This window comes from Nostoc flagelliforme FACHB-838, from assembly GCF_014698065.1.
Lineage (GTDB): Bacteria > Cyanobacteriota > Cyanobacteriia > Cyanobacteriales > Nostocaceae > Nostoc > Nostoc flagelliforme_B.
This window is the reverse complement of the sequence record NZ_JACJSI010000137.1, coordinates 1-16,073: the sequence shown is the minus strand read 5'-3', so window position 1 is coordinate 16,073 and position 16,073 is coordinate 1. Positions and strand designations below refer to the sequence as shown.

The window sequence follows — 16,073 nt, the reverse complement described above, 5'->3', positions numbered from 1 at the left end:
CGCTCTAGTCAACCAACTCCATCCTTACTCCCCAAAGTTCCTACTACTGATTAAGTAATAAATGCTTCCTATACATTATGTGTCTTCCGAGATGATTTAGTCTTAATTTTCATCGATGAGCTTGTGTGTTTAGTCGCTGTAGCTTCTTCAATCATTATATTTTGCTCGATTTCAGCAATAAATTACCCCCATGAACGATTACGGATCATCGGCTATAAGCAGCAACAGTTGCGAGATGCAGAGTTTCGCCACTTCATGTTGCAAGATTTAGAGCCAGCACAGATTCAAGATTTTATTGAGCGTTGGCATGATAAAACTTTTAGTCAAGCGGAAGAAAGAGATAAAAATATCAAACGAGAGCGACTACAAAGAGTAATTAATGAATCAAAAGCGATTGCAGAACTAGCACAAAATCCTCTGCTGTTAACCATGATGGCAATTCTCAATCTCAAGCGAGAATTACCCAGAGATAGAAGTGAACTGTATAAAGATGCTTCAGAGGTTCTGTTGCATAATTGGGACGACGGACGCAATTTAAAGGCGGATGAACGTCTGGACATTATTGATTATAAAGATAAACAGGCAATGTTGCGTCAAGTTGCTTATCTTATGCAAACCAGTGAAAAAGGTTTAGCTGGCAACATTATCTATGCGGATGATTTAGAAGCAATCTTCACTAAATATCTGCAAAGCATACCAGTGAGTGATGCCAGAGATAAAGCCAGACGGTTGATGAAACAACTGCGCGATCGCAATTTTATTTTATGTTTCTTGGGTGCAGATTACTATGCCTTTGTGCATCGAACTTTTTTAGAATATTTCTGTGCTTGGGAGTTTGTCTGGCAGTTTGAGAAGGAACGCAGTATTACAATTGAGTATCTCAAAACTGAAGTTTTTGGCAAACACTGGCAAGATGAAACTTGGCATGAGGTATTGCTGTTAATTGCGGGAATGATTGATGCGAAATTTGTTGGTGAAATTATTGATTACTTGATGGCGCAAGATGAGGAAGAGGAAAAGTTTATCAACCTGTTTTTAGCGGCTAAGTGTCTTGCAGAGGTGAGAAATCGCTCGGTGATTACGTCAACGGCTAATAAATTGCTTAATAAGCTACAGGACTTAACTAAATATGACCTCTGGTACTATTACACCCTCCTTGATGGCGAAGAAACTAACTTGGTTGAAAAAGTTCGCACTCAAGCAGTTGCAACAATCGTCGCGATTTGGCAGATAACAGCGATACCTTACACTTGCTCAAAGACCGCGCCACTGCTGATAATGATGGAAATCTGCGACGTGCAGCCATCGGAGCATTAGCCAGCAATTTCAAAAATGACCCAGACACCCGCTCATTTCTCAAAGACCGCGCCACTGCTGATAATCAATGGGATGTGCGATATCGAGCCGTCAAAGCATTAGCCAGCAATTTCAAAGATGACCCGGACACCCGCTCGTTTATCAAAGATCGCGCCACTGCTGATAATGATGGGAATGTGCGAGGTGCAGCCATCGAAGCATTAGCCAGCAATTTCAAAGATGACCCAGACACCCGCTCGATTCTTAAAGACCGCGCCACTGCTGATAATCAATGGAATGTGCGATATGTAGCCGTCAAAGCATTAGCCAGCAATTTTAAAGATGACCCAGACACCTGCTCAATTCTTAAAGACCGCGCCACTGCTGATAAATCTGGGAATGTGCGACGTGCAGCCATCGAAGCATTAGCCAGCAATTTCAAAGATGACCCGGACACGCGCTCGTTTCTCAAAAACCTTACCACTGCTGATAATGCATGGGATGTGCGAGGTGCAGCCATCGAAGCATTAGCCAGCAATTCATTAGCCAAATACTTCAGATATCAGCCTGAGTTGTTTGAAATTTATTACAACTGCGCTGTCAATGACTCCTTTGTAGGTAGACATCATCCCCTACGGAACTCCAACCCTCGGCACGTTGCACTAGAGATAATTATCAAGCAATTTTCTCAACATTTGCAGACTTTACCACTCTTGCGCGACAAGGCAGAGAATGACCCAGATGAACAAGTGCGAAACTTTGCTCAACAGAAGTTAAAGCAGTGGTGAGAGTAAATGTAAGCTGAGTATATGCCCAAGAAAATCAGAGAACTCAAAAGCTTGTTGCTACAAGCAGGGTTTATATACCGTCCTGGGAAAGGTAGCCACACTAATTGATATTATCCTCTGCTATCTGGGAGAGTTACTATATCAGGTAAAGACGGGAATGATGCTAAAGTTTACCAGGAGAAATATGTTAATAATGCACTCCAAATATTAGAAGAAATTAGAAAGGCTCAAGAGGAAGAATAAGAATGAATTCTCACTACACAATAGTTATTCAGTGGTCTGATGAAGATGAGTGTTTTGTTGTGAGTCTTCCTGAATGGGGAGAGTTTTGTCATACTCACGGAGATACTTACGAAGAAGCTTTCAAAAATGCTCAAGAAGTTTTAGAAATGCTGATTGAATCATCTTTGGCTGACGGACAACCTCTACCAGAGCCAAAAACACTAGAAAAGTCGTTAAAATAATTTCGTAATTCGTAATGATGCTCTCTACGAGACACTGCGCGTAGCTTGCTTCTTTACAGGAGTACGCAGACTAACTAACGTAATTAAGTATTAGGTTACGCCGTGTGCGACTTTATCTCAAACCTAAACCCCAACCCCTTCCCTACAAGGGAAGGGGAGCAAGAATCAAAGCCTCTCTCCGTTTCGGGGAGAGGTTTGGAGAGGGGTTCCAAGAATAAGTTGCACATCGCGTTAAGTTACATCATTGAAATGAAAGTGTATGTATTTGATTATAAACTTTTGCATTTTCTTCAAGAGCTTGACGTATATCGTATTGCGTTTGTAAATTCAACCAAAACTGAGCGCTGTTACCAAAATAGCGAGATGAACGCAAAGCTGTATCTGCTGTAACAGTACGTTTTCCAGATAAAATTTCACTAATTCTTGTTTGAGTTACACCTATATCTTTGCTTAATCGGTAAGGAGTGATATTTAGTGGCTCTAAAAATTCTAGTTGTAAAATTTCTCCAGGATAAATATTTGGCAGATGGTTGTTGCTCATGATTATTTCTAGGCAAATGTCTTGGTCAAAACCGGAATGACAGCAAGCTCTCAAAATTGCTCAAGAACTTTTAGATATATTGAATGAATCATCTTGAGCAGATACACACGGTGAACTGTTACCCAAGCCGAAAACACTAGAAGAGTCGTAAAAATTAGCAAAACTCCAAAAAAGCGCTCCTTTGACATCTACCCAAATAATCCTAAGTTATAGTTTGTTGGTTTAACCAACAGCATAATCTGTTCGATAATCTTCTCAGAAGATGTGCCGCAGCTATACCCGTCGTTGACATCGTATTTACTTTGGGAATCATATATTTAGCAACTCTTGCTACTGACTCTCTACTATCCCCAGGTAATTATACGATGGACGATCGCAATATCACAGGCACTCTTTCTCCAGAAGATATCCAAGAAATTAAAGCAGCGCTACAAATAATCGAACAAAAAATGCCCTTTCTCATCGCTTTAACTGCACAAGAACGCCGCAAGTTATTCAAAATGGGCGATAAAAGCCTAGCTTTTGTTACCAATAGCGTCAATGCTGCTCAATCTAACCGAGAAATTCTCCCAGCCAGCTTTGATATTGAGGAATTTATCCAGAATTATCAACTAGCCACCACACTCAGCGAACTTTTAATCTCAATCCGGCAACTCAACGAACAAGTAGATGATACCCTGTTAGCAGTCGGAAGCGAAGCGATGCTCGGCAGTTTGACAGTTTATGATTACGTCAAGACAGCTGCAAAAAAGACTCCAGGCTTAAAGAGTGTAGCAGAAGTGTTGAGCGATCGCTTTAAGGCTATTAGTAAAGGCAGAGCGGCAAAAGCTTTCGGCTCTTGATAAATTAATACTCGTGAATGAGGCTTTTATCTCCGTTCATCCACCTTTGATACTCGTGAATGAGGCTTTTATCTCCGTTCATCCACCTTTGATACTCATTAACGAGGCTTTTATCTCCGTTCATCCACCTTTGATACTCATTAACGAGTCTTTTATCTCCGTTCATCCACCTTTGATACTCGTTAACGAGGCTTTTATCTCCGTTCATCCACCTTTGATACTCGTTAACGAGGCTTTTATCTCCGTTCATCCACCTTTGATACTCATTAACGAGGCTTTTATCTCCGTTCATCCACCTTTGATACTCATTAACGAGTCTTTTATCTCCGTTCATCCACCTTTGATACTCATTAACGAGTCTTTTATCTCCGTTCATCCACCTTTGATACTCGTAAATGTAACTACAATGCAAAATGGATCTCCAATTATCATTGCACACCGAGGTGCTAGCGGCTATCGTCCAGAACATACTTTAGCTGCTTATGAGTTAGCAATCGCACTAGGCGCTGATTATATTGAACCTGATTTAGTCTCTACCAAAGACGGTGTTTTAATTGCTCGTCACGAAAATGAGATTTCTGAAACCACCGACATTGCAAGGCATGCAGAATTTGGCCACCTGCGAACTACCAAAATCATTGATGGCGAATCAAAAACTGGCTGGTTTACTGAAGACTTTACCCTCACAGAACTGAAAACACTACGAGCTAAAGAGCGAATTCCCCAGGTGCGCTTTCAAAATACCGCTTATGATAGACTCTTAGAAATTCCCACGCTGCAAGAAATCATCGATTTAGTCAAGCTTAAAAGTGGCGAAATTAATCGGGAGATTGGCATTTACCCAGAAACTAAGCACCCAACTTACTTTCAATCTATTGGGTTAGCTCTAGAACCACCCCTACTTGCAACTTTAACAGCCAACGGTTATCAGGGAGCTAACGCACCTGTTTTTATTCAGTCTTTTGAAGTGAGTAATTTACAAGATTTATCTACAAAGACTCATTTACCTTTGGTGCAATTGCTGAATAACACTGGTAAACCTTATGATTTTGTCGTTAGTGGTGATGAACGCACTTATGCAGATTTAGTCACACCATCAGGTTTAGAAGAGATTGCTAAATATGCACGGGCGGTTGGAATTCATAAAAATTTGTTGGTTCCTAGAGATAGTAGTGGTAGATTGCAATCGCCTACATCTTTAGTCACAGATGCTCATGCAGCTGGTTTGCTGGTTCATGCCTGGACTTTCCGCAATGAAGACTGCTTTTTGCCACTGGACTTTCAAGGAAATCCCCAAGGAGAATATGAACTATTTTTCAGCTTAGGTGTTGATGGCGTATTTAGCGATTACCCAGATACGGCAGCTTACCATGCTACTGTTCAATAGGAATTTGGTAGAGTAATAAAAATCACGGAAAAATAACATGGTTTTACTTAACTGGAAATCCTGTATAACAGCAGTAACCTTGACCGCCATCAGTCTGACTGCATCCAAGTCGGCATTAGCGGTATCTCTATACTCAGTTACTGACTTAGGCGCTCTTACTGGAGATCCCTTCAGTTATGCTGAAGACATCAATGACTCAGGTGAGGTAATCATTAATTCTTCTGGAGATTCTTTTTCTTCTTTTTTGTATAGTAATGGTTCGCTCAAAAAAATTAGTCCCCTGCCTGGTGCTAATTCAATTGCCGTGGAAGATATCAATAATTTGGGGCAAGTAGTTGGTAATTCGGGCAGTGATAATCATGCCTTTATTTACAGTGGTGGAACAACCCAAAGTATCGGTCTTAACGCCATTCCTTATGCTATCAATGACTCAGGTGAGGTGGTTGGTGGTACGGGTGGTGGCGGTATATTCCCAGAGCTTGCCTTTCCCTACGGGGCTGCTTTCCTATACAGCAATGGTACGACGACTATCATTAACAATAATTTAGAAGAAAATTATATTGCCTATGGCATAAATAATCTAGGTCAGGTAGTTGGCATTTTCGGTTCTCCCAGCCGAGCCTTTTTATACGACAACGGCATAATAACTAATATCGGCACCCTCCCTGGTGACAACTACAGTTCAGCGCTGGATATTAATGACTCAGGACAAGTGATTGGTATTTCTGGACTCAGTGAAGGAGAGAATATTAGTACTTTTCTTTATAGTTCTAGTACTGGACTCCAAGACATCGGTAGGTTAAGTCCTACAGATGTGTTCATTGGTCAGGGGATCAATAATTTGGGTCAAGTCGTCGGGTTTAGCACTACCGATGGAGGGGCTTTACTTTATAGTGATAACACTCTGTACAGCTTGAATGATCTGATTGCTCCCGGTTCAGACGCTGGCCTTACCTTGACCTTAGCATCTGCCATTAATAATAATGGACAAATTGTGGGTTATGGTGCGGTTAGTGGCGAATTCCACGCCTTCCTCTTGACGCCAGTCTCATCTGTTTCTGTAGCTGAACCAACTTCAGGCGTTCCTATTTTGTCGTTTGGTGTTGCTGTAACTTTATTTGCAGCACTCAAACGCAAACGTCACTTCAACAGTGCAGCTATACAACAAAGAAGTTAAGCCAATAACTTCAGGCAGACAAAGTGATTACTTGAGAATATGGATTTATAAAAATCTTTGAAGATATGTCTCTATACCACGCTTCGAGACATATCTCTACTTTAAACAAGGGATTTCACAAACTAGTCATCACCTGAGCTAATTGATTAGATAAATCAATTACAGACTCTTGGCATTTGTTAAATAAAACGCCAGCTAAAAAATAATAATCGCCAGAATAAAATGCCATCTTGTTTTTTTGGAGTTCTTCTATGTGTTTCTTTACCTTTGGATCGGAGCTATAGTAGCCGAACTGTAAAGGTAACACCATAAAGTTTTGAACACAATAACCATTTTCTTTTGCTAGGTTCAGTGTACTTGTTGGATTAGAAAAACTAGATATTAAAACCAAGACATTTTCATAACCTAACGATAAAAGATCGTTGGTAACTGTAGCTCCATCTACACCCCCAAATAAGAGTGGCATATAAATATCATTATCTGGTGCTGGCAGGTAAGGTGGGTTGGCTACAAGATACTCGGCATCTGGTTGAGAAGAATTAAACAAAGATGAATTATGAATGATGTATTTATTAGTAAGATTGTATTCATCAATGGTTGAATTTGCGGCTTTCCATGCAGAAGTATTTAATTCAAATCCCTGGATGAGTCCATCAAACTTGTTTCTCAATAACGAATTAATTACAGGGCTGCCATCTCCTGAGCCAAACTCCACAATAGATTCGGAATTTTGACAATTTCTGAGAACAAAGCTTTCTAAACAATTTGAGTAGAAATTAGATTCTTCAGGACAAAAAAAGATGTCTTTCATTTGATTGCACTTCCAGGTGTAAGGTATAATCAATGTAGTAGGAGGTTATTTATTACCTTGTATTCAGGCAATAAAAAACTGTTCCTCTAGCAAAGGATTGCTAAAGAAATGTATTGGCAGGTGAATGAGCAATAAAGTGACTTTTAAATGTCAAATTAAAGGCTAAAAATAACCTGCTATTGATAATTTTTTGGATTGATAATGTGAGTAAAGCCACTTATTCTGCTTCACGTATCGATCGCACAACAGCCGTCCCTGCGCGATCGCTCATGCGTTTTTGTAGGTCGTACCCAACCAGCAATTCCCATGCATCATTGGGATATCGTTCTGCTAAAGACAAAGCCACATCATCTAACATCCAACGTCCGTGGCGTTCATCTTCCCTGATGTGCAGTTCCCAATAACCCACCGCTACTTCTGAGAGTAAAAGTCGTTGCGCCGCCACCAGATAATTTTTGTAAATCGCCGGGCCAGCCACTTCAAAATAGGTCAACCCACCGCTATAACGCAAGAAATAGCGTTTGCGCTCAGTCACCAGAAAATTATAATTTGTAGAAGCCAACACTTCCCAAGGTACTAAATCGAAATATGCCTCTGGCTCAGTGTTCATGCCAAATTCAGCCAGCATTTGAGCAAAGAATGTCGAGTGCTTGCGAGATAAACGACCATTGCCATATTCTTCTATTAGTACTCGCATCAGCGTACACTGCACTTCATTAGCAGCACCACCCATAATGCGGGAAAGATGACTAGCTTCAACCAAGCCATCAAAGGAGCCGATCGCTAGCAAGTGACGATAACCAGCTTCACTCATTTCCTCACGGATGTAGCGGCTACTCTCTGACAAAGGCGGATTTAAATCAGCAGATGCACGCTCAATTAAAGCTTGTTTTACATCCAATTGTTGCAATGCATCCACATCAAGTTGTGCTAGTTCCCACTGTTGCCAAGCAGCTTCAATTTGGTCACGACAAGAGGATAAATACAGCGATCGCTCATTGGTATAGTTTTGCAAATCGTCATACCAAAACAGCTTTAGCCGATTGATACGATAAAGTATCCGTTGGAGAAAACGGTGAGCCTGTTCATCAGAGCGATCGTTTCCATAAGCGGCGCTAATTGCCATAGAGAGCGTGTGTTCAAACTCACTAGCTTTTGCAGGGTTTAGAGCCAGTTTAGTGTCTAAATCCTCCATTGCTAGCAGTTCTATAAATTGCTCCTCAGCACGGTCGTAGTTGGTAATTGTTATTTCTTCTGTTTGCGTGCTATTTTTCGCAGCCCCAGCATTAGGAAATATAACTAAATTGCTTTGCATGGAATCTTCCGTAGCATTGGAAAAGTGAGAAATTAGTTTCATCTCTAATACTTAACTTCCCACACCAATAGCTTTCTCTACCTCTTTCCCTGGTTATAAAGAAAGATTAAGTTTTAAACGAAAGGGTCATTGGGCAATAGTCCTCTCCCCCTGCCTCCCCTGCCTCCCCTGCCTCCCCTGCCTCCCCTGCTCCCCTACCTACGGCACTTTCTGCTGCTCGATAACCTTACTTGGCGGAATTTCCTCAAGAGGAATCAGTGCTTCGATTACCGACTTTACAATTGGCGCGGCGACGGTAGAACCATAAGCACTTTCTCCTTTTGGCTCATCCACCAGTGCGAACACTACATAACGAGGAGATTCCACGGGCAAAATAGCCACAAAGCTGGTCATTCTAGCGCCCTTGATGTATCCACCATTAGGACTAGCTTTTTGGGCTGTACCAGTTTTACCTGCAATGCGATATCCGGGAATTTGTGACGCCTTCCCACTGCCTTCATCAACAACAGTTTCCATCATTTCCACAACCTTTTGGGCTGTTGCGGCTGAGAAAATTTGGCGGGGGATGGTGTGAGTCGGTGAATCATGCATTTGCCCTTTGCTATCAATCAGCCCTCGAACTACATGGGGTGTGACCAATTTACCGCCATTGGCTAAAGCACCGTGCATTTGCACCAACTGTATGGGTGTCATAGAAAAACCTTGCCCAAAGGAAGTAGTAGCAGGTTCAATTGGCGAAGCGATAAATTCTTCTTGACTTTTGAGCCGACCACCAGCTTCAAAAGGTAAATCTGTATCAACTTTTTGTCCTAGCCCCAAGCGTTCTAGCCAGTTGTAGTAAATTGAAGGCTTTAAGCGTTGGATAATTTGCACCATGCCAATGTTGCTGGAATATTGCAAAATCTGAGCGATGCTGATTCGCCCATAACCATTATTCATCGCATTTTTGATGGTGTAATTAGCTACTCGAACAGAACCGTAGTCATTAAACATATCATCTGGTTTGATGACGCCATTTTCCAGAGCGATCGCTACATTCAAAGGCTTAAAAGTCGATCCTGGTTCATAAAGATCCGCCACCGTCCAGTTTTTAAATAGTGAGATATTAGCTTTAGCGTATTCATTAGGGTTATAAGTAGGCTGAGAGACGAGGGCAAGTAAGGAACCATCCAACGCATCCATAACAATTACCGCCCCACGTTTAGCATCAAACTTTTCCATCTGTTGTTTGAGTGCAACGCGGGCAATTCGTTGCAGACGGCTATCGATAGTGAGTTGTAATCGCAAATCGTCAAAATGCAAAAAACCTTCGGGCGCATGCTCCGGCATCAGAGTCCCATTCCCCGACCGACTGAGCCGCACCGTTTGCACAGGACGTTCTAGCAACTTCTCTTGAGAATATTCCACACCAGCTTGACCACGGCGGTCAACATTCACGTAGCCCACCACATCAGAAACCAAATCGTCTGGCGGATAATATCGGGAGTATTTTTGGGCCCACTCCAGACCATTTAAGCGCAAAGAGATGACGCGATCGATAATTTCTTCTGCTAATGCTGGGGCAAGTATAATTCCGCTTTTTTTGCTTTGAAAAGTTTTCACCAACTCAGCAGAATCTTTTGCCAAAATTGGGGCAAGTCGCTCTGCCATATCTTCATTAGACTTATCAAACAGCTTGGGATGAGCGTACAAAGTATATACAGGACGGTCAATCGCCAAAAGATTACTTTTGCGATCTACTACCGGGCGACGAGGCATAAAAGGTCGCAAATTCACCATTTGCTGGTTGCGTGCCTGCTGAGTTAACTTTGGCCCCTTGACAATTTGTAAGTTATACAAATTGATACCCAGCCCCAGCCCTGCTACCATTAATATGCCCCAGACTATGAACAGCCGGGACTTGGTGTTAGATGTTTGGTTTTGGAAATTAGAGGCTAATTTTCCCAAAAAGCTTTGTTTATAACCCTTTTGTTGCCTGGTGAATCCTGGATTGCGAAACCTTCTAAATTTTGTTTTGCTTGGTGACTTCTGCATTGAGTTCGTCCTTTGTCATTTGTCTTTTGCCATAAGCCACAAGCCTGAGTCGTAATGACTAATGACAAATGATTCTTAGCCTTTTACCAATTCTGCAAAATAAAGCTACAGATGCAAGAGTTGGAAACTCAGATTACAGCGCTTTTCATCTATTTGAACCACATCTTCGCCAAGTAGTAGCGAAGAGTAAAAGGGGCAGGGAGCAGAGGGAAAATCCCATAAATAATAAATTTATTTGCTCTGAAACCCCTTTTCCAGGGTAATTCCAATATCTTTCTCCCCTGCCCCCTGCCTTTTGAGTCAACTAGTATCCCAATGGCGTGAGTGTCTGCTGTTGCGTTTCCGAATTTGGCGTTGTGTTAGACAATGCTGGCTTAGAACTCTGAGATTCTGGAGATAAAAAAATCATCCCTTCAGGAGTTGGCGATACCAACCCTGCTGTTGGTTGTTCTGCTTCGTCAGCCATTTTATTTTTCAGCGTCGCATTAGTTGTTGTTAGCAGCCGCTCATGACGTTGGAGGTTTTGCAGTCTGCGATATGATTTACCCCACATTTCTTGGGAATATACTGTCCAACCATAAACAGCAAGTGTCGATGCTACTAACAAGAACGCTAAAACTGACGAATAACGATGAAAAGTGTATAAGCGTAGCAACCACAAAGGTGTTGCCCCAGAATTAGGTATTGTGGGAATGCGAAGAAAACCTAGCCCCGAACTCTTCTGTTTTGCGCTCGACTGCTCATTATTTGAAACTTCTTGCCTACCCGACTCTTTTACAGATTTGAATATAACTGCCTCATTTGTGGGAGAAACCGCTAATTTTTTTGAGGAACGCTGTCGTCTTTGAGACGATTCTGGTGTAGAAGCGCTCCGTGCTGCTGATTCTATACGCGCAGAGCGTCGCCTTCCTAAAGAAAGGATAGAATTTCCGACTAACCAATTACCCCTTGCAGAAACAGTAGATTTACGAGCAACTACCATAAATTTTTTTAGAAGAGAAATACTGTACTTTAGATTGATTGTCTTTATTGTCTGTTTTTGCTGAGGTTAAAATCACCTTCTGTGCAACAAGCACACATAACAGACTACACCCTTTTAACTTTTCTGATAGATAGCTGTACCAATATTTGCATCCTCTAGATATGCAATATTTGCAATCTAATGACTAGAAACTGGACAGCTTGCTCTTTAGGCATCGCACCTAAAGTATGGCAACTTCGGGTAGCAAGGTGCAATACTCTGTGAAAAAAATAAAATTTTTTGCTATCATAGCCCCGGTTGCTAAAGAATTTAGCAATTTCCGTCTTGATGCTGAGTTAAGAGAAACTAATCAGATGGCTGTATGATACGTAATTCCAAGAACAATACCCCAAAGGATTGTTTTTTTTAAGTATGTAATCTCGCAGAATTTAAAAAAAGCAATAAATACGGTATCGTATTCAACAGGCGAAAAATTGTTTTAGCCACAATTGGTGAAAGAGGAGTTATGAAAACAAAAATCTTTGGTTTTGCTCTAATGTTAAGTCTGGCTGCAACTCTCGGAGCCTGTGAAGGTGGTGGTGGTGATGGTGCTGGTACTGCTACTCCAGCGGCTACAGGTGAACCAACTGATGCACCTGCTGGTGGGTCTACTCCTGCCACTACTCCCGTAGCGCCCGTAACCACTCCCGCAGCGACTCCTACTGCTACTCCCAAATAAGGCATTTTAAACTTTAGTTTAAATCACGCCCAGAACTGCTTGGTTACAGCTTTTCTCACTACATAGCTTGAATTAATTAGGTTCACGTAAAAACCTGCATTTTTATGTTGGTAGATTGGAGCCTAGAGTTTGCTAAAATATCAGCTATGTAGGGCAGGAAGTTGAGGACACTGGTAAAGAGGCTTAGTTCCTCAACCAAGTGTCCGCCTGAAATTCCCACCCGATCAAGCCTTGTTTCTAGTACAAGGGAGTTAAGTGAATCTAAGCTATTTTGTAGGCAAGATACTTGCCTCGTTTGGTATTTTAAATTGCTTAGACTACTAAATTTTGAGAGGGCAAAACAATTTATCACGATCGCTGGCAATTGCTTTTGAGCATTCCCTGTAGTCTATTCCATATCAGAAAAGACCTGGTGATGTCCGTATGATATTGCCAGATTTTTATTGGAAAAATTTGGGCACGGGAAAACAGATTTTCATCCGGCGTTGTGAACGGAGTTTAGGAGATGGGGAGAGTTAGAACGAGAAAGCCGATAAAATTACTCAGTTTGGTTGTAGTTAGTGTAACTTTAGTTATCTTAAGTAGTAATTGGGGATCAGAGGTAATAGCATTACCGCCACCAGACGATACACCAGAAGAAATATTACGGACAAAGATTATCATAGAAGCGCGATCGCCTATTGATGGAAAATTACTAACAGCTGCCGAATACATTCAATTACAAGCGCAGATCCAACTTGCCCCGCCCCCAAAACTAGACCTTAAAATTCGGGAACAGATTTTCTTGCTTCGTGTACGTAAAACCTTACTTCAGTTTTTCCCATTTTTAAATTTTTGATAAATTCGTCATTAGTCATTTGTCATTAGTCATTCATTCTCTGCCTCATTGCCCATTGCCCATTCCCCATTCTGATGTAGGATAACGGTGGCGACAAAATTGCAAATAAATGTAAAGAATATATATAGATATTAAAAAAGTAGATTTAGTCAATCACGTTATTTCACTTAGGTAGCTTCATGTCCATTACCACGATCGCCCCTGAACAGGTTAACAGCATCGTTTGGAATCAGCATAACGATCCCTTTGAAATATTAGGTTCTCATCCCATAGAACAAGACGGCAAAACTGTCTGGGCTGTGCGGGCCTATTTACCAAATGCAAGTGCAGCATGGGTAGTTCTTCCTGAAGAACGCAAGGAATACCCGATGCAAACAGTGCATCATCCCCACTTTTTTGAATGCACCATTGATACTCCAGAACTGGCAAACTACCAGTTACGGATTAAAGAAGGGGAACATGAGCGTGTCACTTATGACCCTTACGCTTTCCGTTCTCCCAACTTGACAGACTTTGACTTGCATTTGTTTAGTGAAGGCAACCATCATCGGATATACGAAAAATTGGGAGCGCACCCCACGGAAATAGGCGGCGTTAAAGGCGTTTATTTTGCAGTTTGGGCACCTAACGCCCGCAACGTTTCATTGCTGGGAGACTTCAACCTCTGGGATGGGCGTAAACACCAGATGCGTAAAGGCCCTACCGGAATTTGGGAATTGTTTATTCCTGAAATTGGTGTGGGAGAGCATTACAAATATGAAATCAAAAATTTTGAAGGACACATTTACGAAAAATCTGATCCCTACGGTTTCCAGCAAGAACCCCGCCCGAAAACCGCATCCATTGTCACTGATTTAGATTCTTACAGTTGGGATGACGAAAGCTGGATGCAAAAGCGGCGTCATATTGACCCCCTCACTCAGCCCGTCTCTGTCTATGAAGTGCATTTAGGCTCTTGGTTACACGCTTCTAGTGCCGAACCTGCTAAACTGCCAAATGGTGAAACTGAACCTGTAGTTATCGTTTCCGAACTGAAGCCTGGCGCACGCTTCCTTACCTACCGGGAACTAGCTGACCGACTCATTCCTTATGTCAAAGAATTAGGATACACCCATCTAGAATTACTACCCATTGCGGAGCATCCCTTTGATGGCTCTTGGGGTTATCAAGTAACTGGGTACTATGCCCCCACCTCCCGTTTTGGCACCCCCGAAGATTTCATGTATTTTGTTGACAAATGTCACCAAAATGATATAGGGGTAATTGTGGATTGGGTTCCTGGTCACTTTCCCAAAGATGGACATGGTTTAGCTTTCTTTGATGGTAGCCACCTGTACGAACACGCTGACCCCCGTAAAGGCGAACACAAAGAATGGGGTACTTTGGTATTCAATTACGGTCGCCATGAAGTTAGTAACTTCCTAGCAGCAAATGCCCTCTTCTGGTTTGACAAGTACCACATTGACGGGATTCGTGTTGATGCTGTTGCCTCAATGCTCTATAACGACTATTGCCGCAAACCAGGAGAATGGCTGCCCAACCAGTACGGTGGCAGAGAAAACCTAGAAGCAGCAGATTTTCTGCGTCAGGTAAATCACATTATCTTTAGCTATTTCCCTGGTATTCTTTCAATTGCTGAAGAATCTACTTCTTGGCCAATGGTATCTTGGCCTACCTACACAGGCGGACTAGGCTTTAACTTGAAGTGGAATATGGGCTGGATGCACGATATGCTGGATTACTTCAGCATGGATCCTTGGTTCCGCCAGTTCCACCAAAACAACATCACCTTTAGTATGTGGTACAACCACAGCGAGAACTTCATGCTGGCTCTGTCCCACGATGAAGTGGTACATGGCAAGAGTAATATCATCGGTAAAATGCCGGGGGATACATGGCAGAAGTTAGCTAATATCCGTTGTTTATTTAGCTATATGTTTGCTCACCCAGGTAAGAAAACCATGTTTATGAGCATGGAGTTTGGGCAGTGGAGTGAGTGGAATGCTTGGGCTGATTTGGAGTGGCATTTATTACAGCATGAAGCCCACCAACAGTTAAAGACGTTTTTCCGGGAATTGAACCATCTCTATCGTTCTGAGCCAGTTCTGTACACCCAGGATTTTGCTGAACCTGGGTTTGAGTGGATTGACTGTAGCGATAACCGCCATAGTGTAGTTTCCTTCATGCGTCGTGACAAGGATTCTGATGATTTTGCGATCGTGGTTTGCAATTTTACACCGCAACCCCATTCTCACTACCGCATCGGTGTACCGCAAAAGGGATTTTATACTGAGTTGTTCAATAGTGATGCGCGTCAGTATGGCGGCAGCAATATGGGCAACTTAGGCGGTAAGTGGACGGATGATTGGTCTTTGCACAGTCGTCCTTATTCGCTGGATTTATGTCTACCACCTTTGGGTGTGTTGATTCTCAAGTTGGATAAGAAGAAGACTGCTGAAGCGTTGGAATAACAATTTTGGGTGGGCGATGCCCCATCCTACACATAATTTCGCCTATTCACAGCTACCCAACCCAGTTCTCTAATAGACTCTGGTGAAATTGAATATGCATTATTACCCTGTAGAGACGTAGCATTGCTACGTCTCTACACTCTTTTACAGCAGATTGCAATTTCTCTACGTTCGCGCAGCGTGTTGCAGACAGAGGCTACGCCAAGGTGCAATACGGTTCAGTTAAGGCTCAAAAGCTTATGAGTGACGTTAAATTTCGGAGCTTCGACTCGTTGTCCAGTACCTCTGTGTTTTGTTTTTTTAGAACGAAACTTTGATACAGGTCTTTTTACAACCCTGGGATTAGTACGGTGAACGCGTTCGGGTAACAACGTATCTAGGATTTCTACAATTAACCAATTGAAAAAAA

16 protein-coding genes and 1 pseudogene are annotated in these 16,073 nt (G+C 42.2%); 10 read left to right on the top strand and 7 right to left on the bottom strand.

Annotated features, from left to right (window positions below):
• Window positions 1–123: 123 nt before the first annotated feature.
• From H6G97_RS55530 to H6G97_RS32970, 4 genes and pseudogenes are all read left to right on the top strand, one after another.
• Window positions 124–1,317, top strand: coding sequence for an NACHT domain-containing protein (locus H6G97_RS55530; RefSeq protein ID WP_338421886.1), 1,194 nt, complete (start codon window positions 124–126; stop codon window positions 1,315–1,317).
• Window positions 1,224–2,084 carry a HEAT repeat domain-containing protein gene (locus H6G97_RS55525; RefSeq protein ID WP_338421885.1) on the top strand — a complete coding sequence of 287 codons (861 nt, stop codon included), beginning with the start codon at window positions 1,224–1,226 and terminating at the stop codon, window positions 2,082–2,084. Before H6G97_RS55530 ends, H6G97_RS55525 begins: the two co-directional genes overlap by 94 nt.
• A gap of 21 nt (window positions 2,085–2,105) precedes the next feature.
• Window positions 2,106–2,327: pseudogene (locus H6G97_RS53195) on the top strand (type II toxin-antitoxin system HicA family toxin).
• Between the two features lie 2 nt (window positions 2,328–2,329).
• Window positions 2,330–2,548, top strand: coding sequence for a type II toxin-antitoxin system HicB family antitoxin (locus H6G97_RS32970; protein ID WP_190944663.1), 219 nt, complete (start codon window positions 2,330–2,332; stop codon window positions 2,546–2,548).
• 241 nt (window positions 2,549–2,789) lie between these two features.
• Here H6G97_RS32970 and H6G97_RS32965 read toward each other — a convergent pair whose 3' ends face one another.
• Window positions 2,790–3,089: a HigA family addiction module antitoxin gene (locus tag H6G97_RS32965; protein WP_190944662.1), complete on the bottom strand. Its 300-nt coding sequence runs from the start codon at window positions 3,087–3,089 to the stop codon at window positions 2,790–2,792.
• Window positions 3,090–3,454: 365 nt separating this feature from the next.
• Between H6G97_RS32965 and H6G97_RS32960 the strand changes: the two genes are divergently transcribed.
• The gene (locus tag H6G97_RS32960) at window positions 3,455–3,931 is read left to right on the top strand and encodes a hypothetical protein (RefSeq protein ID WP_190944665.1); all 477 of its coding nucleotides are present in this window, start codon (window positions 3,455–3,457) and stop codon (window positions 3,929–3,931) included.
• A gap of 4 nt (window positions 3,932–3,935) precedes the next feature.
• On the opposite strand, the gene H6G97_RS32955 is transcribed toward H6G97_RS32960, so the two are convergent.
• The gene (locus H6G97_RS32955) at window positions 3,936–4,343 is read right to left on the bottom strand and encodes a hypothetical protein (protein WP_190944661.1); all 408 of its coding nucleotides are present in this window, start codon (window positions 4,341–4,343) and stop codon (window positions 3,936–3,938) included.
• On the opposite strand from H6G97_RS32955, the gene H6G97_RS32950 reads away from it, so the two are divergent.
• Entirely contained in the window at window positions 4,338–5,318 is a 981-nt protein-coding gene (locus H6G97_RS32950; protein ID WP_190944660.1) for a glycerophosphodiester phosphodiesterase, read from the top strand. The two genes, H6G97_RS32955 and H6G97_RS32950, sit on opposite strands and share 6 nt — an antisense overlap.
• A gap of 37 nt (window positions 5,319–5,355) precedes the next feature.
• Window positions 5,356–6,495, top strand: coding sequence for a hypothetical protein (locus tag H6G97_RS32945; RefSeq protein WP_190944659.1), 1,140 nt, complete (start codon window positions 5,356–5,358; stop codon window positions 6,493–6,495).
• Window positions 6,496–6,610: 115 nt separating this feature from the next.
• Here H6G97_RS32945 and H6G97_RS32940 read toward each other — a convergent pair whose 3' ends face one another.
• From H6G97_RS32940 to H6G97_RS32925, 4 genes are all read right to left on the bottom strand, one after another.
• Entirely contained in the window at window positions 6,611–7,306 is a 696-nt protein-coding gene (locus H6G97_RS32940) for a class I SAM-dependent methyltransferase (RefSeq protein ID WP_190944658.1), read from the bottom strand.
• A gap of 217 nt (window positions 7,307–7,523) precedes the next feature.
• Window positions 7,524–8,621, bottom strand: coding sequence for an iron-containing redox enzyme family protein (locus H6G97_RS32935; protein WP_190944664.1), 1,098 nt, complete (start codon window positions 8,619–8,621; stop codon window positions 7,524–7,526).
• 198 nt (window positions 8,622–8,819) lie between these two features.
• The gene (locus tag H6G97_RS32930; protein WP_190944657.1) at window positions 8,820–10,655 is read right to left on the bottom strand and encodes a peptidoglycan D,D-transpeptidase FtsI family protein; all 1,836 of its coding nucleotides are present in this window, start codon (window positions 10,653–10,655) and stop codon (window positions 8,820–8,822) included.
• A 304-nt stretch (window positions 10,656–10,959) separates the two neighbouring features.
• Entirely contained in the window at window positions 10,960–11,637 is a 678-nt protein-coding gene (locus H6G97_RS32925; RefSeq protein ID WP_190944656.1) for a hypothetical protein, read from the bottom strand.
• A 505-nt stretch (window positions 11,638–12,142) separates the two neighbouring features.
• Between H6G97_RS32925 and H6G97_RS32920 the strand changes: the two genes are divergently transcribed.
• The 3 genes from H6G97_RS32920 to glgB all read left to right on the top strand — a co-directional run bounded on the left by H6G97_RS32920 (window position 12,143) and on the right by glgB (window position 15,664).
• On the top strand, window positions 12,143–12,355 hold the full coding sequence (locus tag H6G97_RS32920; RefSeq protein ID WP_190944655.1) for a hypothetical protein: 213 nt from the start codon (window positions 12,143–12,145) through the stop codon (window positions 12,353–12,355).
• 505 nt (window positions 12,356–12,860) lie between these two features.
• A complete protein-coding gene (locus H6G97_RS32915; protein WP_190944654.1) occupies window positions 12,861–13,193 on the top strand; it encodes a hypothetical protein in 333 nt (110 codons plus the stop codon).
• 179 nt (window positions 13,194–13,372) lie between these two features.
• Window positions 13,373–15,664 carry a 1,4-alpha-glucan branching enzyme gene (gene glgB, locus H6G97_RS32910; protein ID WP_190944653.1) on the top strand — a complete coding sequence of 764 codons (2,292 nt, stop codon included), beginning with the start codon at window positions 13,373–13,375 and terminating at the stop codon, window positions 15,662–15,664.
• Between the two features lie 218 nt (window positions 15,665–15,882).
• On the opposite strand, the gene H6G97_RS51910 is transcribed toward glgB, so the two are convergent.
• On the bottom strand, window positions 15,883–16,073 hold a 191-nt coding region (locus H6G97_RS51910), incomplete at its 5' end, for a hypothetical protein (protein WP_206759138.1).

Coding starts and splice junctions, on each gene's coding strand:
- H6G97_RS32915 (WP_190944654.1), top strand. CDS start 12,861: ATGGGGAGAGTTAGAACGAGAAAGCCGATAAAATTACTCAGTTTGGTT.
- H6G97_RS32960 (WP_190944665.1), top strand. CDS start 3,455: ATGGACGATCGCAATATCACAGGCACTCTTTCTCCAGAAGATATCCAA.
- H6G97_RS32935 (WP_190944664.1), bottom strand. CDS start 8,621: ATGCAAAGCAATTTAGTTATATTTCCTAATGCTGGGGCTGCGAAAAAT.
- H6G97_RS32925 (WP_190944656.1), bottom strand. CDS start 11,637: ATGGTAGTTGCTCGTAAATCTACTGTTTCTGCAAGGGGTAATTGGTTA.
- H6G97_RS32930 (WP_190944657.1), bottom strand. CDS start 10,655: ATGCAGAAGTCACCAAGCAAAACAAAATTTAGAAGGTTTCGCAATCCA.
- H6G97_RS32970 (WP_190944663.1), top strand. CDS start 2,330: ATGAATTCTCACTACACAATAGTTATTCAGTGGTCTGATGAAGATGAG.
- H6G97_RS32940 (WP_190944658.1), bottom strand. CDS start 7,306: ATGAAAGACATCTTTTTTTGTCCTGAAGAATCTAATTTCTACTCAAAT.
- glgB (WP_190944653.1), top strand. CDS start 13,373: ATGTCCATTACCACGATCGCCCCTGAACAGGTTAACAGCATCGTTTGG.
- H6G97_RS32965 (WP_190944662.1), bottom strand. CDS start 3,089: ATGAGCAACAACCATCTGCCAAATATTTATCCTGGAGAAATTTTACAA.
- H6G97_RS32950 (WP_190944660.1), top strand. CDS start 4,338: ATGCAAAATGGATCTCCAATTATCATTGCACACCGAGGTGCTAGCGGC.
- H6G97_RS32945 (WP_190944659.1), top strand. CDS start 5,356: ATGGTTTTACTTAACTGGAAATCCTGTATAACAGCAGTAACCTTGACC.
- H6G97_RS32920 (WP_190944655.1), top strand. CDS start 12,143: ATGAAAACAAAAATCTTTGGTTTTGCTCTAATGTTAAGTCTGGCTGCA.